Here is a 21,148-nt window from a genome sequence, read left to right on the forward strand (position 1 = left end):
ATGCAGAGGCCATTCGGCTCACCCCGGAGAACAAAGAAATCTATGCAAGGCGGAAAGAGACCGTAGAGCGCGGTTTCGGAGATGCCAAGGAGAAGTGTGGCATGCGATGGACAACCCTTCGCGGGAAGGAAAAAATGTCCATGCAGGCGATGCTTACTTTTGTTGCCTTAAATCTGAAGAGATTGGCCTGCTGGACCTAGGACTCACCGGAACCGGCCTGACGGCCGGTCATTCCAAGGGGGGGATGGGAAAAAACATGCGAAATATCCACGAAAATGACAAAAAGGACCCAAAAAGATTTCTTTTGGGTCCTTTTTGTTTACAGTCGGTGACGGGACCTATGGTCCCGTCATTCCTTTGGTTGAGTTTTTGGTGAAAGGATCCGGTCTCTGATTAACAGACTCTGCCGGATAGGCTTCCCGGCCATGACACCGACCCGCCTGGCTCCCTCCTATAACTCTCCTATAGCCAGGCTATACGCCTCATGCCACTTTTCCCAGTCCGCGTGTCGATTTTCCGGCTGCCTCCCGGCCAATAAGGTGCCGATCACATCCAGGCAGACATGCCACCCGGCCAAATCCTTGACTGTCTGTTCCGTCAGTTTCCTGACCGTTTCCTTGAATGCGAGTACAGTGCTGCCATTGTCCACGACCAGATCGAACCGCACCACATCGCCGAACCAATCAAATTCTATCGTTTCTCCAGGCTCAAACCTGAAGATTTCCAGCTTCTCTCTCCCATGCTCCCCCATATCAAACAGATAATGCCCACCCTCGGCCGCTTCACCCATCCGAAGTTCATCAAACCAGCCGGACAGCCGATCATTATCGGTCAGAAAAGCCCACACTTCTGCTTTCCCATAAGGATATCGGACTTCCCTGTAAGCTGTCAGCCCTTCTCCGCTCCTGTTCAATTCAGCAACTTCAGCCACTTTTTCTCCCCCCTCAGAAAAAATCAATCCGCCCTGCCATCCATTCGGCAGGACAGGTCGGAATTCCTTCTCGGTATGGAAATGCGCTTATTCGATCACACGGCCCGGCTCTAGTTCGGCTTCAAGTACAATCGGACAGTGGTCGCTTCCCATGATGTCGCAATGGATATCCGCATTTGTCAGAAACGGTGCCAGCCGTTCCGAGACGAGAAAATAATCGATCCGCCATCCAATGTTCCGTTCGCGGACTTTGTTCATATAAGACCACCAGGAGTAAACGTCAGTCCGGCCGGGATAGAAATACCGGAACGTATCGATGAAACCTGCATCAAGCAAGTCTGTCATCTTTCTGCGTTCTTCGAAAGTGAAGCCGGAATTGCCGACATTCGTTTTTGCATTCTTCAGATCAATCTCCCGGTGGGCGACGTTCAGGTCACCGCACAAAATGACCGGCTTTTCCTTGTCCAGCCGATTTATATGTGCCAGAAAACGGTCTTCCCACTCGAGACGGAACGGCAGACGCGCCAAGTCCCGTTGCGAGTTGGGGGTATAGACGGTGATCATATAGAACGCGGGAAACTCTAGTGTCAGGATCCTGCCTTCTTCCTGCTGATCTTCATCACCGAGACCATATCGGACGGACAATGGCTTATGTTTCGTGAACACTGCAGTTCCGGAGTAGCCCTTTTTCACCGCGTAGTTCCAATACTGATGATAGCCATCCATCTCGAGATCGATCTGGCCCTCCTGCAGCTTCGTTTCCTGCACACAGAAGATGTCCGCGTCCACTTCATTGAAATAATCAAGGAATCCTTTTTTCACGCAGGCTCTCAGGCCGTTGACATTCCATGAAACAAATTTCATCTAGGTGCTCCTTCCATGCAAAAACCCGCCTTCCTCAGAGGGCGGGTATGCCGGTTCTTCCATCATTCATCGCCGAGGTCGACGTTGTGGTAGACCTGCTGGACGTCTTCCAGATCGTCTAGTGCGTCGATCATTTTCTCAAACTGGGCCTGGTCCTCTTCACTCAGAGAAACTTCCGTTTGCGGAAGCATGCTGAGTTCGGCCACTTGGAATTCGCTGATGCCGTTTTTCTTGAAGGCCTCCTGAACTGCGTGGAAATCTTCAGGTTCGGCGTAAACGATCACACTGCCTTCTTCCTCAAACACATCCCGGACTTCGATGTCTTCATCCATCAGCATCTCGAGGATGTCTTCTTCTCCCTTGCCCTCGATGGCAAAAACAGCGGTGGAGTCAAACATATAGGAAACGGACCCAGCGACACCCATGTTTCCTCCATTTTTTCCGAATGCCGCCCGTACTTCCGACACCGTCCGGTTGACGTTGTTCGAGAGCGCATCAACGATCACCATCGAACCCCCCGGACCGAAGCCTTCATAACGGAATTCGTCGAAGTTTTCATCCGATCCGCCTTTCGCCTTCTCGATGGCCCGGTCGATGATATGCTTGGGGACACTATAGGTCTTCGCACGCTCAAGCACGATTTTTAAAGCCTGGTTGGATTCGGGATCCGGCTCGCCGCGCCGCGCAGCGACATAGATCTCCCGCCCGAACTTTGCGTTCACACGGCTGGTGCTTTGGTCTTTTGCAGCTTTCTTCTCTTTGATGTTGTTCCATTTACGGCCCATGAAATCCACTCTCTTTCGGATTTAAGCTTCTCTGCAATAATATAGTATACCATTTTCTCCTAACAATATGAATACCGGAGCATCTCTCGCCTACTGGAAAGTGCCGTTGTGATATGATTGGATGAAAAGACTTGGCAAAGAAAGGCCGGGATGAAATGTCTTCAATCAAATTAACTACACTGACCAAAAAAGGCGGATGCGGATGCAAAATCGGGCCTGCAGACCTCGCGGGCGTGCTGCGTGAACTTCCCGCAGCCGTACCGGATCCAAATTTGCTTGTAGGTCTCGACACAAGTGATGACGCGGGTGTCTATAAGCTGACAGATGACCTCGCCCTTGTCCAGACAACCGATTTTTTCACTCCGATTGTCGATGATCCCTACGACTTCGGACAGATTGCCGCGACCAATGCCATCAGTGACATTTATGCTATGGGCGGCACACCTGTCACGGCCCTGAACATCGTCGCGTTCCCGATCGGCAACCTCGACAAAAAAATCCTTGCCGATATCCTGCGAGGAGCGGCGGAAAAAATGAAGGAAGCCGGCGTCACGCTTGTCGGAGGCCATTCGATCGATGACCAGGAACCGAAATACGGGCTGGCCGTCACAGGTACGATCCACCCGTCCAAAGTTCGGACAAATGCCGGAGCAAAGCCCGGGGACAAGCTGATTCTAACAAAGCCGATCGGTGTCGGCATCTATACGACCGCGCTCAAGCGGGAACTTCTATCGGAAGAAGACATCCGGGAAGTGACGAACGTAATGACCACGCTCAACAAAACCGCGGCAGAAACGATGAATGTTTACGACGTCCATGCCACCACCGATGTGACCGGTTTCGGTCTTCTCGGACATGCGACAGAAATGGCGCAGGGAAGCGGGACCGGACTTGTCATCCGATCACAGCATGTCCCGGTCCTCCCCCGCACACGGGAACTCGCCGCACAGGGCGCTGTTCCGGGCGGCACCAAGAACAATCATGCTCATGTGGCGGACAGCATCACTTACCCGGACACGATGGATACGACCGAACAGTGGATCCTGTGCGATGCGGTCACCTCAGGCGGCCTGCTCGCCTCCGTGGACGGCAGCCAGGCAGAAGGATTGCTGGACGCCCTCCGGAAAAACGGAGTGGATGCCCATATCATCGGCGAAGTGACCGAAGAACACGCAGGAACCATCCGGGTCCTGTAAGCCACCAAAAGGAAAGAGATGAACCATGAAGCGAGAACTCACACTCGACGAATTATTTAAACTGCGGCAAAACGGCAATCACGCCCTCGTGGATGTGCGTTCCCCCAAGGAGTACGCCGAGGGCACGATGCCAGGCGCAATCAACATACCGATTTTCGACAATGAAGAGCGGGCGGACGTCGGAACCATCTATAAACAGGAGGGCCAGCAGGCCGCGATGAAACGCGGATTGGAGATCTTCTCCGCAAAGCTCCCCGGATTCGTTGATGAATTCCGCAGCCTGGACCGCCCGTTCACCGTATTTTGCTGGCGGGGCGGCATGCGGAGTAAAACGGCCGCGACGATGACTGACCTGATGGGCCTTCGTTCCAGCAGGCTGATCGGCGGTATCCGAACCTATCGCCAGTGGGTGGTTGCCGAACTCCAGAAAGCGGAATTCCGTCCTCCTCTCATCGTACTGAATGGGTATACCGGAGGCGGCAAAACAGCGATCCTCCACCGTCTGGAAAAAGACGGCTTCCCCATCATGGATCTGGAAGGAATGGCCGGACACAGGGGCTCGATTTTCGGCGGGATTGGCATGGAGCCGAGCAACCAAAAAAAATTTGACGCCCTCCTTGTCGGTGCCATGAAGAAATACGAAGACGCGCCATATGTCATCATCGAGGGGGAAAGCAGGAGAATCGGGAAAGCGGTTCTTCCCGAGTTTTTCGACCGCAAAAAGAATGATGGATTGCACCTGTTCCTCCGTTTGCCGATTGAAGAGCGTGTACAGAACATCCTGAACGACTATGACACGGAAGCTTATCCCGAAAAATTTCTGGAAGCCTTCTCCAAAATCGAGCGCAGGATTCATACGCCCATTGCCAAGGAGATTCGGGACCATCTCGAGGAAAACCATTTCCGGGAAGCGTTCCTTCTTCTTCTGGAGTATTATTATGACCCGCGATACGAACATTCCGCAGGCCTGGATGAAAACGACGAGCGCCAGATTTTTATCGATGCGGACAATATGGAGGATGCCTACCGCAAAGTCCGGCAGCAAATCCAGCGTATCGGGAGAAAACTTGCAGCGGGAGAAGCCGCCGCAGAACAGGACTCGAATTCAGAAATTGATCAATAGCAGACGGGGAACCACTTCCCCGCCTGCTTTTTCTTATCCGCTTCACGGGGAGTCCCGGAAACTGGCTGATTTCCGGTTTCGCCATTCAACCGTTCGGTTTCGTCATTCCCCCCTCTGATTTCAACATTCAACTGCCCGGTTTCGTCATTCGCAATGAATGATGAAACCGGAGGCATGAATGACGAAACTTCCGGCCGGAATGACGAAATCAAACCGGAAAGCCCCCCTCAGTAGCTATCAGTTTAATCCGACGTTGTTTTATGCTACATTATAATTATTCTAAATTAGTCTTCAGGAGCGATGCCTTGTGACAACCTACGAACCCGCCATCCACTTTAAGGATGTCCGATATTCGATTGATGGGAATCCAATCATCGGACCCATCACCGGTTCCTTTCCCGCAGGACAGATTACAACATTGGTCGGCCCCTCCGGTGCGGGCAAAACGACCGTCCTCAAATTATGCAATGGGCTCCTTTCCCCGGACGCAGGAGAAATTCTTGTAGAAGGCCGGCCAATCGGTTCCCTTGAACCAACAGCGCTCCGGAGAAAAGTCGGAATGGCGCTCCAGGATGCCCCGATGGTCAACGGGTCCGTCTATGACAACCTGGCCCTGCCGCTCCGGCTCCGGAAAAAAGAGCTTTCCGAAACAGATGCCGTTTCCTGGCTTGAGGACGTTGGCCTGCCGGCTGATTATCTCCACAAAAAAGCAACCGAGCTGTCAGGCGGGCAGCGGCAAAAAGTTTCGATCGCCCGGACACTGGTCAACCACTCCGATATTTTGCTGATGGATGAGATCACCTCTGCCCTCGACCGCGGATCAAAGCGCGAAATCGAGTCACTCATCACACGCATCAACGAAAAATACGGCACGACCATCATATGGATCACGCATAATCTTGAACAGGCCATTTCCATCGGCGATTTTACTTGGGTGCTGGTTGCCGGGGAATTGGTCGAGACCGGAGAAAGCCGAATCCTGGAAAAACCTGCGGATGAGCGGGTAAGGCGATTTGTAAAGGGGGAACTTCAATGAGCCCGATCGCCCTGTCGCTGACTCTCATTTTTGTTTTGATTCCCCTCCTCCTTTCCCGTACGTTGAATCTCGGACTCGAGAAAGACACACTCATCGCAACGGTCCGGTCGATCGTCCAACTGTTTGCGGTCGGCTACATTCTGAAGTTTGTCTTTGACTCAGACAGTTACATCTATATCCTGATGATGATCGCTCTCATGATTTTCGCGGCGGTCCATAATGCTTCAAAAAAGGGCAAAGCCATTCCGGGTATTTCGTGGAAGATCACCGCAACAATCATTGCGGTGGAAGTACTTACCCAGGGAATCCTGCTCGGCTTCGGAATCGTGCCGGCGACCGCACAGTACATCATTCCGATCAGCGGCATGGTCGTGGGGAATTCAATGGTCCTCTCCATCCTATTCCTGAACCGTTTCACTTCTGAGATGGAAACGCACCGGAACCGTACGGAATTGATCCTTTCCCTGGGCGGTACACCAAAGCAGGCCGTTCATACGCAACTGACGGATGCCATCAAGGCGAGTACGATCCCGACGATCGAAAGCCAGAAAACGATGGGTCTTGTCCAGTTACCCGGTATGATGAGCGGCCAGATTATCGCCGGTGCCGATCCTGTACAGGCAGTTCAATTTCAGCTTCTGATTCTGTTCCTGCTCCTGACAACCGCTGTGGTTTCAAGCATTCTTCTCGGTTTTCTCTCTTATCCGTCCCTGTTCAATGAACGGATGCAGTTGATCAGGCAGTCAAACGATTGATCTCTTGCCTGCGACCTGCCAAGAGTCCTCAGGCGGTTAAGGGGAGGATTTTCTTTCTGCAATGAGAAACCCTACCCTATATAATCAAGGGGTGTGAAGTTCAGAATCTTAGGGAAGACACTATAGCAGTTCTGCCAGAGACAGAGGAGGAGATTGTGTATGTACAAGCGAATACTTCTGGCCGTGGATGGCTCAGACCATTCGATCCGGGCCGCCGAACATGCCGCCACACTTGCAAAGGCGATGAATGGCGCTGTAGAGATCGCCTATGTGGCCGATTTTTCAAAATCGAAAGAGGCTGTTTTGTATGTAAGGGGGCATTCCGACCTGGAAATGCAAAGAAGACAGCGTCTCCTCCCTGCTGAAGAGTTGCTGATAACCAGACAAGTCCCATATGAAGTGAATATCCTTCACGGTGAACCGGGACCGGCGATCGTTGATCATGCCAATGCCCACTCATTCGATCTGGTCATCATCGGAAGCCGGGGGTTGAATCCTCTCCAGGAAATGGTCCTCGGAAGCGTCAGCCATAAGGTCATGAAACGTTCTGATTGCCCGGTGATGATCATCAAATAATTTATGTCACAAATAAAACGGGAGCCGCAGAAATGATTCTGCAGCTCCCGTTTTCATGCCGTATCTGATCATCGCCAGTTTTTCATGATCCCGAGACCGATGATGCCGATAAATGCAACAATCGCTACGATGATCAGGATCGGAAGTAAAGTATCTCCCATGTAGTTCAAGGCAGTTCCTCCTTAACACCAATTCAATAACTTTGTCCGGGCGTAACCCCTCATTCTACATTGTACCCCATACCCGGATTTTGTGACAGATACTCTCTGCTAAATTTGTGCATGGAGTGACTGCGGAGTATGATTTTTCACGATTCCGCCATTTCTTAACCGTAATTGGCCGGAACCGGTGTTCCCTGATGGAACATCATCTTCCACGTTATCCCGTCGGACTTCCAGATTGAACTTCTGTTTGCCATTTTTCCGGTTTCCGCGTCCTCTGTCTGATAAACGGCCAGAACCGCGCGTTCATCGATCCGGTGCAGGCTAAATTGGCGGATGCGGATATTGACTCCGCCAAGCGTTCCGTCTGCCAGGCAATCCGCCTTCGTGAATCGCCTTCCCGACTTTCCGTATTCAAAAAAGGAATCATCGAGCAACGGGCCAAACCGGTCCGGATCATTTCTGATTGAGTTGTCCAGGAGGCTCTGCTCCAACTTCAGGATGTGTGCTGTCAGTTCTTCCATACCAGCTTTCTGCCTGCCTCCAGACCGGTCAGGCCTCTGCCTCAACGGCAGGATCAGCAGTCTTGATGCAGACAATCTCAACTTCCCATTTATCATTAATGTAAAGTCCTGCGATTTCCTTGAAGCCCAGGTCCCACGATTCAATCAGTTCCACGGAATCGAGGATTTTGCCTTTCTTTTTCTCAGCGCTTACCGGATATCCTGCACAGTCATGGTGACCTGCAATGGCGATATACTGGGATCCGTGGCGGTCGGTCGAGACACGGACACGATCATAGATGTTCTCAATCAGCACTTTATTGTCGCTCCGAAGCAATTTATTCGGTCCGGCTTCTGTGATCATATCCACATAAAGCGCATTGTAGCGTTGTTTCATCCAGTTCAGGACCGGTTCCTGAACACGGCCGTCCATACAGTTAATCGCTGTTACGAATTCATTTTTCACCATGACGTTCCTCCGTTTCCGGAACGGCCGGATGGCACGATCCGAGTAATCATTAAAACTATTTATAGAATATCAATTTTCCCTCTCCTTTGATGCCATAAGTTGCGAATTTTGTCGAAAATCGTTCATTAGTCATGGCTCAGAAGGCGGGGACACACGGCCGATTGACCCCTTCTCGACAGGGCTTCGTTCGGCTTTAAGCGATTATACATGATTCACCCGATTCCGTCTCCAGTAAACAAAGAAAGATGCCTTTATTGGCATGCTTCAGTCTTTTTCTCCCGATGTTCTTTCATTCCGTGAACAATCAAATACAAGACAAGCGCGAACAGGACAATGGCGGCAAGAAGTTTATAAATCCCTGAATAACCGACAATCGGTACGAGGCTTCCAAGGAGGTAAGGTCCGAATCCGACACCAAAATCGAGAAAGATAAAGAAAGTGGACGTGGCGAGACCCATCCTGTGAGGCTCAGCAACTTTGACCGAAATGGCCTGCGCGCTGGACTGGAAGTTTCCGAAACCCAGGCCGATCAGTACTCCCGCCCCGAGCAGCATGGAACCTGTAACCGATTCACTCAGCAAAAACAGCCCGCCGGCGAAAAAAAGAAGTGCAGGCACAATCACGATATTCCCGCCCTTCAAGTCCAATAGTTTCCCTGTAAATGGACGTGACAGCAATACTGTAATGGCGTATACGAGGAAAAAGAAACTTGAAGCCGTTACCAGTTCCATTTCTTCCGCATAGAACATGATAAAACTCAGCACTCCGCCATACCCGATGGCGATAAACAGAGTGACCAGCCCGATCGGAAGTGCATTTTTCTCCACAACCGACCAGATGCTGAATGGTTCCTTTTCCCCTTGTCCGATGTTTTCCAAGTCCCCGTCCACTTTGATCAACAGAGCCAGGAGGAATGATAGAAGGGCGAGGACCGTACAGAACAGGAAGAGCACCGTAAACGGCAGATGCTCCGCGAGCAAGATTCCGAGAAACGGACCCAATGCAGCGCCGAGAACACCACTCAGGCTATAATAACCGATCCCTTCCCCCCTTCGGTCAGGCGGGAGAACCCGGGCTACGATAGAACCCGTTGCGGTCGATCCGACTCCCATTCCCATGCCATGGATAAAGCGAATGAAAAGGAGCAAAGGCAAATTAAATGCCAGGAAGTAAGTGGCCCCCGCAATGACATAAAGCAGAGTCCCGGCAAGAAGGACTTTCTTATTCCCGATTTTTTCGACGAGCGGTCCTGCAACAAACCTCGCCATAAGCGCACCGATAATATAAGATCCGGAAACAAGTCCGGCCGTGCCGGCATCCGCACCGAACCTGTCCGCGGCAAATGGCCCAATCGTGACCATCAACAGATACATCACGATAATGAGGAAAAAGTTAATCAGTGATGAGAAAATAAAATCTCTTGTCCATAGCTGATGCTTTTGCATAAACAACCCTCTTTCTAACCTTACCAATCAAAAAACTCCAACTAAAAAAGCGCCATTCAGAGGCGCCGCCTCATCTCCGCGAAGCGTCCTGACATGGCATCCATCTCTTGTTCGGATATGCCATCACTCACTTCCCGTTCCAGCTTTTCGATGGCCCTTGATGCTTTTTCATAGATTTGATTTCCTTCATCGGTCAGCAGGATCTTCTTTTCCCTTCGATCCCGCCCCTGCCTGGTTTCAATCAGTCCTAATTCCAACAGTTGCTGAACTGTTCTGGAGACGGTGGGCTTTTCAACGTATTGTTTTGATGCAAGCTCGGCCGGTGTCATTTCTTCCTGTTCGGCAATCAGGCGTATAGTTGACCACTGTGGCAAGGTCAGGCCCTCTTCTGCCAGAATATCAGCGGTTTTTTGTATAAACGGCCGGTAAAGATCCGTGAATCTCCTGAAAAACACTTGATGCGCTTTCAGCTCCATAGGATACCTCCATATAACTATAGTTAGTTTCGCTAACTAATCTTATCACAACCTCTTTTTTTCGTAAAGAATGCTTTTGATCACTTTCCGTCCGTTGCCCACATTTCGTCTTGGCGCCTGCCTTGTGCCTGGCCATCTTCCTTTTGTGACCGGGGAAGATTACAGTCAGCGGAATGGTCATCACAATCATTTCCGACTTCTTGTAAACATGCGATTTTCATAATGGAGAATCTTCGTCATACCTAAGACAAAATATTTTGCGCCAATTCATTATTGATTAAATATCTAAAATGTTGCATAATCATTCTTAACATCGCATTGGGGGCGTTTTCTGATGAAAAAAAGGCGGGTAGTCGTCAAAATCGGCAGCAGTTCACTGACAGATACATGCGGCGGATTGTCGAAACCGACAGTCCAAGAACATGCGGCAGCCATCGCTTTGCTCAGGAAGACCGGCCATGAAGTGGTCCTTGTGTCTTCCGGTGCAGTCGCTGCGGGCTTTCGGGATTTGGGGTATACCGTCCGGCCGGGGACGACCGCCGGCAAACAGGCAGCGGCAGCAGTCGGCCAGGGGCTGCTGATGCAGGCTTATACCGATGCCTTCCGGAGCCACGGCATTGTTACGGCACAGCTGCTGCTCACCAGGCAGGACCTGATGCGAAAGGAACGCTTCCATAATACCGGGAGGATGCTGGAAGAACTTCTTCACAGAGGGGCCCTGCCGATTGTGAACGAAAACGATTCGGTCTCGGTCGAAGGAATTACGTTCGGGGACAATGATATGCTCTCCGCACTTGTCGCAGGTCTTGTCCACGCTGATTTCCTCGCCATCCTCACTGATGTCAACGGACTTTATGACGGCAACCCCAACACCGATCCGGATGCCAAAAAATACACCTTCATCCCGGAAATCCATGATGCTCTTATCCGTCAGGCATCTGGCGCGGGGTCTTCGGTCGGTACCGGCGGTATGAGATCGAAGGTGCTTGCCGCCAGGACCGCAGGCAGTCTTGGCGTCCATGTTTTCATCGGGACGGGAGATGGATCCGAAAAACTCCTGGATATCTTGGAAGGACACGGCGACGGCACTTATATCGGCATCTCATCTCTCATGTCCGGCAAAGACTCCAAGCGCTGGATGGCGCTTTGTTCTGTGCCAGCCGGGAGCATTACCGTGGACAGTGGTGCAGCACGCGCCCTCGCCGGCAAAGGCACCAGCCTCCTGCCCGTCGGAATCACTTCTGTGACCGGCAACTTCAAACAGGGCGAAGTGGTCAATGTCCTGGATCAGGACGGTAAACTAATCGGCAGGGGCATGGTGAACTACCCCGCCGAAACCGTCAGCAAAATCATCGGCAAATCAGGAGACGAAGCCATGGAGATTTCCGGCGGTACCACGCCTGAAGTCATCCACTGCAACCGATGGATCCATTTAAAAACCAAGGAGGCGGTTCGATGACGAACTTACAGACTACACAAGCCGATGAGCTGAAAATCAAAGGCAAAAAGGCAAAGGAAGCTGCGGCTGTCGTGGGCGGCTTGCCGACATCCCTAAAGAATGAAGCGCTAAAAGCCATTTCACAAGGACTCCTGAACCAGGTGCCGGCAATCCTTGATGCGAACCGTGCGGACCTGGAAGCCGGACGTGCAGCAGGGCTTTCCGCCTCTCTCCTCGACCGACTGATGCTGGACGATGCACGCATCCAAGCAATGGCCGACGCACTGATCGACCTGACAGACCTCGCTGATCCGGTTGGCCAAGTGCTGGAAGAGTGGGAGCGGCCGAACGGATTAAAGCTGTCCACTGTGCGGGTCCCTCTCGGAGTTGTCGGAATCATTTATGAGGCACGGCCGAATGTCACGGTTGATGCAGCAGCGCTCTGCCTGAAAACAGGGAACGCGGTGATCTTGAGAGGCAGTTCTTCTGCCATCCATTCAAACACCGCTCTTGTAAATGTCATCAGGGAATCACTCGGATCGGCGGGTTTCCCGGAAGATGCAGTGCAGCTTATTGAAGACACAAGCAGGGAAACAGCAGCCCGGTTGTTCAGAATGGATGATGTCTTGGATGTTCTTATCCCGCGGGGAAGCGCAAAACTGATCAGGACCGTGGTAGACAATGCGACCGTACCCGTGATCGAGACAGGTGCCGGGAACTGCCATGTCTACATCGATGAGTCTGCTGAAAAAGAAATGGCGATCCGCATTTCGGTAAATGCCAAGACGCAGCGCCCTTCCGTCTGCAATGCTGCGGAGAAAATCCTGATCCACCAAAATTGGCCCTATACGGCGGAACTCATCGCAGCCTTGCAATGGGAGGGCGTTGTCGTCCACGGTGACGACAACGCCGTCAAGCTTGCCGATGGTGTGCTTGTCGCTACTGACCAGGATTGGGGATTGGAATACCTCGACCTTGAAGTCGCGGTCAAAGTTGTTTCTTCCACCGAAGAAGCCATTTCCCATATCAATGCGTATGGCACACGGCACTCCGAAGCCATTGTGACGGCAAGTATACCTGAAGCAAGCAAGTTCCAGCTCGGCGTGGACGCCGCTGCCGTCTATCACAATGCCTCCACGCGCTTCACTGACGGTTTTGAGTTCGGCTTCGGTGCCGAACTCGGAATCAGCACCCAAAAGCTCCATGCACGCGGCCCCATGGGCCTCCCGGCTCTGACTTCTGTAAAAACTTTGATTTCAGGCACTGGACAATGCAAATAACCTTTTGCCACCTGATGTGAAATTGCTCTTGGAAGAACGAATAAAGCCTGCTCCCATAATAAGGAGCAGGCTTTTTCATGACACCATTTTCAATCCAACGACGCCTGCCACGATGACAAGCAAGCTTAGAATCCTCTGCAAATTCCGGGATTCGCCAAACAGAAGCATATTCAGCAGTACGGCTCCGGCCGTACCAAGGCCAACCCAGACCGCGTAGGCTACACTTAACTGGAGATAAGCAAATGATTGATACAGGAGAGCGAACGATAATCCGAATCCCCCGCCATACATCAGCAGATTCATCCAACTTTTCTTTTTGCTGTACAAATTCAAACCGACTGCCCCGACCACTTCAAAAAAAGCGGCAACCGCCACGAACATCCAGCCCATTATGCACTCACTTCCTTTTCTTCTTTTCCATCAGCCATCTTAAGAAAAATCACGCCTACCACAAGCAACAGGATAAAGAACAACTTGGCTCCGTTCATCGTTCCTCCGAACAAATACACATCCATCAACACGGTGCCCACAGCCCCTGCAGCTGCGAAAACTGCATAGACCGTACCGGTCGGCAACTGCTCACACGCTTTTGCGAGAAAATGAAAGTCAACGACAATAATTCCGACGATGATCGCCCAATGCCACCATTTGTCCGCAGTGCTGAAACCGTACACCCACAAAAGTTCAAAAGTAGAAGTGAGAAATACATAAAACCATGATTTATTCATTCTGCTAAAGCCTCCATCCTAATGAATGACTATCATTCATTGTGATCTGAAAAATTGACGCCTTACGGTTGTAAAGCGTGAATGATGAATTCAAGTGCAGCCTCTTTTTGTCTGTTTTCTTCTTCTGCGTCAAACGAATTAAACAGGTAAACTTGCTCTGCTGCCGACTCCGCCAGACCAATCACCAGCTTTGCCGTCCTGTTTGGATCAGTTTTTCTCGTTTTCCCTGCTCGTTCCCATTCTTCAATAAATGAAGCAACCGTTTTGTAAAGCGGCTTGTAGATCTCTTCCCACTCCCGGACGTGCTCTGTTGCAGAAAGTCCGGAATAGACGAGTGTGGAAACATCCCGGTACTCAGCTGTAACGGTAAAGACGGCATTAATCATTTGCTGCAACTGTATGGTCCATTGCTGTTCTGCCTTTATACTTTGCCGTATTGCCTCCTCCATCCTCGCGGCCATCTTTTCAGCGATGGCCGGCATAACGGAAAGCTTGGACGGAAAGTACAGATAAAATGTCCCCTGCGCAATTTGAGCTTTTTTTACGATGTCGGATATTTTGGTTTTCTCGATGCCGTTTTCACGGAATACTTCAACAGCCGCAAGTATGATTCGTTCACGCTTATCCACCAACCCACCCCCAAATGACAATCACTCCCGATCGTCATGACTGAATATCATTCATTTTACCTCGCGTCTTTCTGTCTGTCAAGCTTGCCGCCGGTTTACCGTCTTCCATGCAAGGTAATACTTGTCTTATACTTCCCTATCACCCAAGAGAGGAGGAAGCATCCGTGTCAACTGATCAAAGATACAGCCACCGGAAAAAGAATTTGTGGGCAGGAATTTTGTTCGGCCTCGGATTTGTTGCATTCATCGATGAAACCATCTTCCACCAGTTGCTTCACTGGCACAAGTTCTACGACAAATCGACGACGTCCATCGGCCTGATTTCAGATGGGCTTTTCCACGCATTCAGCTGGTTTGCCACAGTGGGCGGCCTTTATCTGGTAGCAGACCTGATGCGCCGCGGTGCTTTTTGGCACAAAATGTTCTGGGGCGGCAAACTGCTGGGGGGTGGAGGTTTCCAGCTTTATGATGGAACCATCCAGCATAAGCTGATGAGAATCCATCAGATCCGTTATGACGTGAACATTCTGCCATACGACCTCATTTGGAACGGCACAGCCATTATCATGATAATAGCAGGCCTGCTATTGGTCAGGAGTGCGCGAAAAGAAAGTATGCGGTTGAATGGAGGCGCTCCCCTTGTCTCATGACCAACCGTACCTCCCCCCTTTACTGCAACTGATCGTTGTTATGTCAGCACTTGCGGGAGCGGCGGGCTACTTGGTTCTGATGATCCGGACAAACAGGGTCAAGCGGCTGAAGCACTGGCCCGCTTGGCGGCTCTTCTTCTGTTTGTCCGGGATCGTGTCCGCAATGCTCGTATTTGCCGGACCGCTTGCAGAAGCTGCCCACCATGATTTCCGTCTCCATATGGCAGGACACCTTCTTCTCGGGATGCTGGCTCCGCTCCTGATTGCTCTCTCTGCCCCTGTCACTCTAGTTCTCCGGGCCCTCCCGGTGCGTGCGGCAAAGCGTGTGACGAGGGTACTCCGACATCCGGTTGCAGGCTTCTATCGGAATCCCGTCACGGCATCCGTTCTGAACATCGGAGGACTCTGGCTGCTTTACGCCACCCCTCTGTTCCAGCTGATGCATGAGCATCTATGGCTGTACTTGCTCATTCACATCCATGTTTTCGCTGCAGGCTACCTGTTCACCATCTCGATGATCTACATCGACCCTGCCCCGCATCCCTACAGTCACCTGTTCAGGACAATCGTCTTTATCATTGCCCTTGCCGCCCATGGCATATTGAGCAAATATATATACGCCAAACCGTTCCCCGGGTTTTCGGCGGATGAAGTCCGTGAGGGGGCCATGATCATGTATTACGGCGGTGACTTGGTGGATCTCATTATCATCATCCTGCTATTCCATAGCTGGTACCGCACAACTTCACCGGGCAGACGCCCTGCGACTGATTCCATCGCCTAACCATGCGAAAAAGACAATGGCAAAACGCCGTTGTCTTTTTCTTATATCCTATCTGAGCTGCAGGGGTATCTGCAGGAACATCTCCATCCACAACTGCATGACACTCCCATGCCCGGCTCTTCCACCTGATTTAAGCGTACCCGATGCCCGGATCGCAAGGACACTTCTATAATCTTATTTAACTAAGACAATTTGCTGCGATTTAATGTAAGGCGGACTTCCACCCATTTCCTCACGCTGTTGATCATCCAGATTTTAGAAGAGGATTCCAAATCGGATACAAATAACTCCTTTTCCATGATGACGCCTTCATCAAGCAAGGCATTACGAAATGTGCCTGCAAGCAGTCCGCTGGAAACCGGAGGGGTCCAGCGCTTTCCGCCGATTTCCAGAACCAGGTTTCCATAGGTGAACTCCGTGAGTTGCCCTTCCCTGTTCCACAATAGCACATCGTAGAAGCCTGGCTCGGTATGCTCGTCATAAATCGTCCGGTGGGTCGTCTTATGATAAAGAAACGGATTTTCCCGGTCGACCGGATAATCGGCTAGAACGACCTCAGGCAACCGGGGTGTGGAAACTGTTTTCTGAGTTTCGATAGATATCCCGGTGTCCTGACCGAGCAGGCAGCGCACCTTGTAGGTGCCTTCCGGTTGCTTTTCCGCCACCTTCGCCAATTCTTCCGAAATCGCTTCAAGATCAAACGGAAAACCGAAATACCGTGCGGAACGGGACATGCGGTGGAGATGAGCCTCTTCCAGGAAATACCGGCCGTCTTCAAGCAGAAGACTTTCCAACAAACTGAACTCCGGCCGTTCCAATTCGAGAAAGCTCGACTTGGCCATCACTTCGGCGTATTCCTCTTCGCTTGTCGAGTCCCATGTGATGCCGCCACCCACTCCGTATGTGGCGTTCCCGCTTTCCTGTTCGATGAGGACCGTACGGATCGGGACATTGAACACCGCTTCCCGATCCGGTGAGACAAATCCGATCGCACCGCAATACACTTCACGGGGAGAGTGCTCCAGCCGGGAGATCAGATCCATCGTACTGACCTTAGGTGCACCGGTGATGGAACCGCATGGGAAGAGTGCACCGAAAATATCAATCAGGTCTGTCCCATCATCCAGTTCCGCTTCCACGGTGGAGGTCATCTGATAGACCGTCGGATAGCGCTCAATTTCAAACAGTTTCGGCACGTGAACACTTCCCGTCCTGGCTATCCTTCCAAGATCATTCCTGAGCAGATCGACAATCATTACATTTTCCGCCCGGTTTTTCTCGGAACCGGCCAGCCAATCTGCGTGGGCCTGGTCTTCTTCAACTGACAGCCCCCGCTTCACGGTCCCCTTCATCGGCCTGGTCGTAATGCGGTTGTTTTCCAGCCTGAAGAAAAGCTCCGGAGAAGCGGACAGCACAGAATGCTCGCCGGTATTGATGTACGCACTGTAATTACAGGACTGGGCCCGTTTCATCCGTTCGAACAGTCCGACATCATCTCCCTGAAACCGGCTCCGGAGCCGGATTGTATAATTCGTCTGATAAGTGTCTCCGTGCCCGATCGCCTTCTTGATGGTCCGGATCGCTTCCTTGTACGCCTGCTCGCCGGTATCCGGCTCCCAACCGGAAACGTTGAACGGGCCGGGCGGGCGAAGCGGGCTGTATTCCGGCTCCCCGAATATCCCGAACCATAGGAGCGGCATTTTATGACCATTTTTTACCGGAAAGGCCGGATCAAAAGCCGGAGCTGCTTCGTATGAAAGAAATCCTGCCGCATGCCAGCCACTGTCCACCGCTTTCTGAACGCTCCGTAACGCCGGAATCACATCGTCAAGGTGTTCTGCACGGATAATCTCGACGGGATTGCGGAAAGTTCTCGGGGTGATCTGCCCGTCGGATGAGGCGAACTCAAATGAAAGCACCGGCTGCCGTCCTTTAGTTTGCATCACGGATCACCTGCCTGCTGTGATTATGTAAAAAGAAGTTGCCCAGCATCTCAAGCCCATTTTCCGTCAGGATGGCTTCCGGGTGGAATTGGACGCCCTCCACCCGATACTCAGTGTGGCGGATCGCCATAATTTCGCCGTCCGCCGTTCTGGCAGACACTTCAAGGCAGTCAGGAAGCCTATTTTCATCCACGACCAAGGAGTGGTACCTGGCCACGCTCAGCGGAGAAGGGATGCCTGAGAAAATACCGCGCCCATCATGTGTGATCAGGGAAGTTTTCCCATGGACCGGACTGCTGCCTTTTCCGACATGCCCCCCGAATGCTTGAGCAATCACCTGCTGGCCGAGGCAGACTCCGAGAATGGGAATTTCCATGTGGAACCGGCGAACAATATCCAGGCAAATACCGGCCGTATCCGGATTGCCCGGTCCCGGAGAAATCAGGATTGCCTCGGGCCGCATCTTCCCGACTTCCTCTTCGGTCACCTTGTCGTTCCGCCGGACCAGAACTTCCTGACCGATTTGGCGCAAGTATTGGACAAGGTTAAAAGTGAAAGAATCAAAGTTATCAATTACCAGTATCATGATCTGTCTCCATTTGCGATTATTCCGTATCCCCATCAGTATAATATCTCCGGCTCTTTCCGTACACAGCAAAAGGCCGGATCAGGTCAGCGAGCAGAAACTGCTAGAGGACCCATCCGGCCTGAACTGTTCATCCTGCAAGCGGGTGATCGGAAAATGTCTGCCTTAATTCGAGAATCCGACTTTTTTCAAATCTTCCTTCCAGATACAGCGAATGCCATCTGCCCAGTACACGTTCCAACTGATCCAGGCAATCTCCCAACTTCTCCGGCCGACCGTCCAGTACGGCCGTATAGGCATCGCGGAACAGCCCTGCGACCTTCTCGGCATCGCCAATCCGCCCGAGTTTCAGGAGGATTTCGGGCTCTTCGCCGAGCTTACCTGCAGCGTAAAGCGCATGGACCATGGCGATGTCTGCCAGATCCTGCAGGGGATCCGTGGTTTGCTGGCGCTCGCGGAATGCAATCCCGCGCCCCAGCGCTTCGGATGCTGAAGGGTTTTCTGCTATGTAATAAGGAGACAGCGAAGCATACAGGGCGGGTGTAAGCGGGTGGTCAGGATGCAAACGGATCAGTTCCTCGGCTTGAGCAACCGTTTCCTGGCGCCAATCTGTCCCTTCCGCGTCCTCCTGCATCAGCCGATAGCCGATCAGCACTAGTTCCTTGCCCGGCGTTCTGCCCGATAGCATGGACAGGTGCTTTCCGTCCGTCATCATCCCTTTACTGTCGGTCGGGATCAGATTTGCCGCCCCCAGAAGGAGATTGACGACGGCAAACGTCAGCAGAATGCCGGAAGGAAAAATTGTGTAAACGAGCGCAATAGCGATCACCGCCACAATCAGGTTGGCCACAGGACCGCCGGCCACATAGCGCTTGAGCCGGGCTTCCATCTGTTCTGCCGTCAGTGCGCCAGGAAAGCGCAGCATGGCGCGCCCCAGATAACCGAGTGCAGGTTTCTGGACGATAACCCGGCTTTTTCCGTCTGATCGGACTACGACAATCGGGCCGATGCTCATATTCATGAACGTCATTCCTGATAAAATCCCTGCTATGGCATGCCCGATCTCATGGATGATCAGGGCGAGTCCCCCACTGACGACGGTGGCAACGATGATCTTCAAGATATTTGCAAAGTCGATCACCGGTTCATGGATAAAGAGATAAGGAAGAAATACAGGCCACAAAACAACCCCAATAGCCAGACCCGCCAATGTGTGCCCGAAGTTTTTCTTTTTCTGCCCCTTCCCGTCACGCCGGGTTTCGGTCACCATAAATGTTCCTCCCCTTCCGCAAGTTGATAAGCCGCGTATATTAATTGAAATCATTGCGAATCAGCAGACATCCATTTCATTCCGGAAAACAGTTCGGGTCATGCCGGCCCATTCTTCCGTCACCGGTTCCGCAGCGACCTGGTTATGAAAATAATCAGCGGAGCAATCATCAGGACAAGAAAAATAGGCAGGAACATTACACCAAGAGAGTCGGCTTCACCGAGTGCCACCTTTGTCGACCGGTAACTCAAATAAGCGAACATAGGGACAATCAGGTTCTTGAGTACATTCAGCATCAACCTGGAATTCCGATACTGGAACTCAATGTTCCGCTCATTAAGTGCCATGTAATTATGCCATTCGGGATGCTTTTCAAGAAAGGTCATTCCCACCCAAAGCAGAGCGGCAATAACGGGCAGCATCACGAGCTCCCATTTCGATCCCCAGCGGTCCACTTCTCCCGCGGCGTTGTAATGGGCCGGAACTTGTTCTGGCAAAACTCCCCAGGCAGACACCAGATAAACGACTATCCCAAAAAATGCCCCTATCGCAGCTCCGTCCATTATACGTTCGAACATGGTCTTCGGAATGTCCAGTTTCGGACGGTCATATGTCTTCATGCTGATTCCTCCTGCTATTACATACGGGTCAACCTTTCTCCCGGTTTCCTTTTTTCTGCAACAGTCTGCCTGAAGTTCCGCCTTTCTAATGTATACAACTGTTGAAACGGGTATAGGACAGTAACAAGGTACCGAAAGGAGGCGCCATCATGATTCCTGCAATCATCATTCCTGCCTTTAATCCTGATCACCGCCTGCCCGGATATATCCGCCAACTCAGGCATCAGGGAGATTACCGGATCATAGTGGTCGATGACGGGAGTGTCCTCAGGTCGAAACCGATCTTTGAGTCGATCCGGGATATCGATGGATGTATCGTACTTGTTCACAAGCGGAACATGGGCAAGGGTGCCGCACTTAAAACGGCATTCCGGCATGTGCTCGGGAACTGCAGAGAAGTCAGCCATATCGTGACTGCAGATGCCGACGGGCAGCACGCAGTCGAGGACGTCGTCAGCGTTGTGAAGGAAACGGGAAAATCAGCCTGTGGTCTTGTATTTGGAGTGAGAGATTTTATCCACCCTGAAATCCCGGCCAGGAGCCTGTTCGGCAACCGATTGACATCACATTTGTTCCGGATCCTGTTTGGCAGACGGCTTCATGACACCCAGACGGGGCTTCGCGGCATTCCGCGCAAGGAACTGAAATGGCTCATGACAATCAGGGGTGACCGATATGATTATGAGATGAATACGCTGATCCACGCGGTGCGGGAAAACGTGGATATCCGGGAAGTCGGGATCCGGACCATCTACCTTGACCGCAACGCCAGTTCTCATTATCGCCCATTAGTAGATTCGGCGCGGATCTTCCTGAAAATCATATCAGGCTACTTTAGCGGAAGTTCACTGTATGTAAACCCCTCTGAACGGCAGATTGCTGAGGAGGTATAAGTGCAAA

The 21,148-nt window shown here is 51.7% G+C and carries 26 protein-coding genes; 12 read left to right on the forward strand and 14 right to left on the reverse strand.

Features of this window, described 5'->3' with window-relative positions:
* The coding region (locus BLT01_RS13535) for a transposase (RefSeq protein ID WP_143020603.1) at positions 1-200 on the forward strand (200 nt) is incomplete at its 5' end.
* Positions 107-376: a hypothetical protein gene (locus tag BLT01_RS15260; RefSeq protein ID WP_176765167.1), complete on the forward strand. Its 270-nt coding sequence runs from the start codon at positions 107-109 to the stop codon at positions 374-376. The genes BLT01_RS13535 and BLT01_RS15260, both read left to right, overlap by 94 nt.
* Before the next feature lie 75 nt (positions 377-451).
* On the opposite strand, the gene BLT01_RS13540 is transcribed toward BLT01_RS15260, so the two are convergent.
* The 3 genes from BLT01_RS13540 to BLT01_RS13550 form a co-directional block, all read right to left on the reverse strand.
* On the reverse strand, positions 452-931 hold the full coding sequence (locus BLT01_RS13540; RefSeq protein WP_176765169.1) for an SRPBCC domain-containing protein: 480 nt from the start codon (positions 929-931) through the stop codon (positions 452-454).
* Positions 932-1,018: 87 nt separating this feature from the next.
* Entirely contained in the window at positions 1,019-1,795 is a 777-nt protein-coding gene (locus tag BLT01_RS13545; protein ID WP_092098641.1) for an exodeoxyribonuclease III, read from the reverse strand.
* Positions 1,796-1,857: 62 nt separating this feature from the next.
* Positions 1,858-2,580, reverse strand: a complete 723-nt coding sequence (locus BLT01_RS13550) for a YebC/PmpR family DNA-binding transcriptional regulator (RefSeq protein WP_092098643.1) — start codon at positions 2,578-2,580, stop codon at positions 1,858-1,860.
* A 155-nt stretch (positions 2,581-2,735) separates the two neighbouring features.
* Between BLT01_RS13550 and selD the strand changes: the two genes are divergently transcribed.
* The 5 genes from selD (at position 2,736) to BLT01_RS13580 (ending at position 7,266) form a co-directional block, all read left to right on the forward strand.
* The gene (selD, locus tag BLT01_RS13555; protein ID WP_092098721.1) at positions 2,736-3,776 is read left to right on the forward strand and encodes a selenide, water dikinase SelD; all 1,041 of its coding nucleotides are present in this window, start codon (positions 2,736-2,738) and stop codon (positions 3,774-3,776) included.
* A gap of 25 nt (positions 3,777-3,801) precedes the next feature.
* Positions 3,802-4,899, forward strand: a complete 1,098-nt coding sequence (mnmH, locus tag BLT01_RS13560) for a tRNA 2-selenouridine(34) synthase MnmH (protein ID WP_092098645.1) — start codon at positions 3,802-3,804, stop codon at positions 4,897-4,899.
* A 307-nt stretch (positions 4,900-5,206) separates the two neighbouring features.
* Positions 5,207-5,935 (forward strand): ABC transporter ATP-binding protein, encoded by a 729-nt coding sequence (locus BLT01_RS13570; RefSeq protein WP_092098650.1) that lies wholly within the window; start codon positions 5,207-5,209, stop codon positions 5,933-5,935.
* Complete coding sequence (locus tag BLT01_RS13575; protein WP_092098652.1) at positions 5,932-6,690, forward strand: ABC transporter permease; 759 nt, start codon at positions 5,932-5,934, stop codon at positions 6,688-6,690. The genes BLT01_RS13570 and BLT01_RS13575 overlap by 4 nt, the downstream gene beginning before the upstream one ends.
* Positions 6,691-6,849: 159 nt before the next feature.
* Positions 6,850-7,266: a universal stress protein gene (locus BLT01_RS13580; RefSeq protein WP_092098655.1), complete on the forward strand. Its 417-nt coding sequence runs from the start codon at positions 6,850-6,852 to the stop codon at positions 7,264-7,266.
* Between the two features lie 325 nt (positions 7,267-7,591).
* Here the strand turns inward: BLT01_RS13580 and BLT01_RS13585 are convergent, their stop codons facing one another.
* From BLT01_RS13585 to BLT01_RS13600, 4 genes are all read right to left on the reverse strand, one after another.
* Positions 7,592-7,951, reverse strand: a complete 360-nt coding sequence (locus BLT01_RS13585; RefSeq protein ID WP_176765170.1) for a nuclear transport factor 2 family protein — start codon at positions 7,949-7,951, stop codon at positions 7,592-7,594.
* Between the two features lie 28 nt (positions 7,952-7,979).
* Positions 7,980-8,399, reverse strand: coding sequence for a carbonic anhydrase (locus BLT01_RS13590; protein ID WP_092098660.1), 420 nt, complete (start codon positions 8,397-8,399; stop codon positions 7,980-7,982).
* Positions 8,400-8,650: 251 nt separating this feature from the next.
* A complete protein-coding gene (locus BLT01_RS13595; RefSeq protein ID WP_092098662.1) occupies positions 8,651-9,844 on the reverse strand; it encodes an MFS transporter in 1,194 nt (397 codons plus the stop codon).
* 56 nt (positions 9,845-9,900) lie between these two features.
* Entirely contained in the window at positions 9,901-10,320 is a 420-nt protein-coding gene (locus BLT01_RS13600; protein ID WP_092098664.1) for a MarR family winged helix-turn-helix transcriptional regulator, read from the reverse strand.
* A 334-nt stretch (positions 10,321-10,654) separates the two neighbouring features.
* Here BLT01_RS13600 and proB point away from each other — a divergent pair, with 334 nt between their 5' ends.
* Positions 10,655-11,779 carry a glutamate 5-kinase gene (gene proB, locus BLT01_RS13605; protein ID WP_092098666.1) on the forward strand — a complete coding sequence of 375 codons (1,125 nt, stop codon included), beginning with the start codon at positions 10,655-10,657 and terminating at the stop codon, positions 11,777-11,779.
* Entirely contained in the window at positions 11,776-13,038 is a 1,263-nt protein-coding gene (locus tag BLT01_RS13610; RefSeq protein ID WP_092098668.1) for a glutamate-5-semialdehyde dehydrogenase, read from the forward strand. The genes proB and BLT01_RS13610 overlap by 4 nt, the downstream gene beginning before the upstream one ends.
* 75 nt (positions 13,039-13,113) lie before the next feature.
* Here BLT01_RS13610 and BLT01_RS13615 read toward each other — a convergent pair whose 3' ends face one another.
* The 3 genes from BLT01_RS13615 to BLT01_RS13625 all read right to left on the reverse strand — a co-directional run bounded on the left by BLT01_RS13615 (position 13,114) and on the right by BLT01_RS13625 (position 14,398).
* Positions 13,114-13,428: a DMT family transporter gene (locus tag BLT01_RS13615; RefSeq protein ID WP_092098670.1), complete on the reverse strand. Its 315-nt coding sequence runs from the start codon at positions 13,426-13,428 to the stop codon at positions 13,114-13,116.
* Positions 13,428-13,766, reverse strand: coding sequence for a DMT family transporter (locus tag BLT01_RS13620; protein ID WP_092098672.1), 339 nt, complete (start codon positions 13,764-13,766; stop codon positions 13,428-13,430). Before BLT01_RS13620 ends, BLT01_RS13615 begins: the two co-directional genes overlap by 1 nt.
* Positions 13,767-13,828: 62 nt before the next feature.
* Complete coding sequence (locus BLT01_RS13625) at positions 13,829-14,398, reverse strand: TetR family transcriptional regulator (protein ID WP_092098675.1); 570 nt, start codon at positions 14,396-14,398, stop codon at positions 13,829-13,831.
* Positions 14,399-14,559: 161 nt separating this feature from the next.
* On the opposite strand from BLT01_RS13625, the gene BLT01_RS13630 reads away from it, so the two are divergent.
* Entirely contained in the window at positions 14,560-15,045 is a 486-nt protein-coding gene (locus BLT01_RS13630; RefSeq protein ID WP_245696938.1) for a DUF2243 domain-containing protein, read from the forward strand.
* The gene (locus tag BLT01_RS13635) at positions 15,035-15,829 is read left to right on the forward strand and encodes a cytochrome c oxidase assembly protein (protein WP_092098679.1); all 795 of its coding nucleotides are present in this window, start codon (positions 15,035-15,037) and stop codon (positions 15,827-15,829) included. The genes BLT01_RS13630 and BLT01_RS13635 overlap by 11 nt, the downstream gene beginning before the upstream one ends.
* 182 nt (positions 15,830-16,011) lie before the next feature.
* Here BLT01_RS13635 and pabB read toward each other — a convergent pair whose 3' ends face one another.
* The 4 genes from pabB to BLT01_RS13655 form a co-directional block, all read right to left on the reverse strand.
* Positions 16,012-17,772 (reverse strand): aminodeoxychorismate synthase component I, encoded by a 1,761-nt coding sequence (pabB, locus tag BLT01_RS13640; protein WP_092098681.1) that lies wholly within the window; start codon positions 17,770-17,772, stop codon positions 16,012-16,014.
* Entirely contained in the window at positions 17,762-18,358 is a 597-nt protein-coding gene (locus BLT01_RS13645) for an anthranilate synthase component II (RefSeq protein WP_092098683.1), read from the reverse strand. The genes pabB and BLT01_RS13645 overlap by 11 nt, the downstream gene beginning before the upstream one ends.
* 130 nt (positions 18,359-18,488) lie before the next feature.
* On the reverse strand, positions 18,489-19,628 hold the full coding sequence (locus BLT01_RS13650) for a M50 family metallopeptidase (protein ID WP_092098685.1): 1,140 nt from the start codon (positions 19,626-19,628) through the stop codon (positions 18,489-18,491).
* A gap of 119 nt (positions 19,629-19,747) precedes the next feature.
* Entirely contained in the window at positions 19,748-20,248 is a 501-nt protein-coding gene (locus BLT01_RS13655; RefSeq protein WP_092098687.1) for a DUF1648 domain-containing protein, read from the reverse strand.
* A gap of 149 nt (positions 20,249-20,397) precedes the next feature.
* Between BLT01_RS13655 and BLT01_RS13660 the strand changes: the two genes are divergently transcribed.
* Entirely contained in the window at positions 20,398-21,141 is a 744-nt protein-coding gene (locus BLT01_RS13660) for a glycosyltransferase family 2 protein (RefSeq protein WP_092098689.1), read from the forward strand.
* Positions 21,142-21,148: the final 7 nt, after the last annotated feature.

The organism is Bhargavaea beijingensis (assembly GCF_900101985.1).
Classification (GTDB): Bacteria; Bacillota; Bacilli; order Bacillales_A; family Planococcaceae; genus Bhargavaea; species Bhargavaea beijingensis.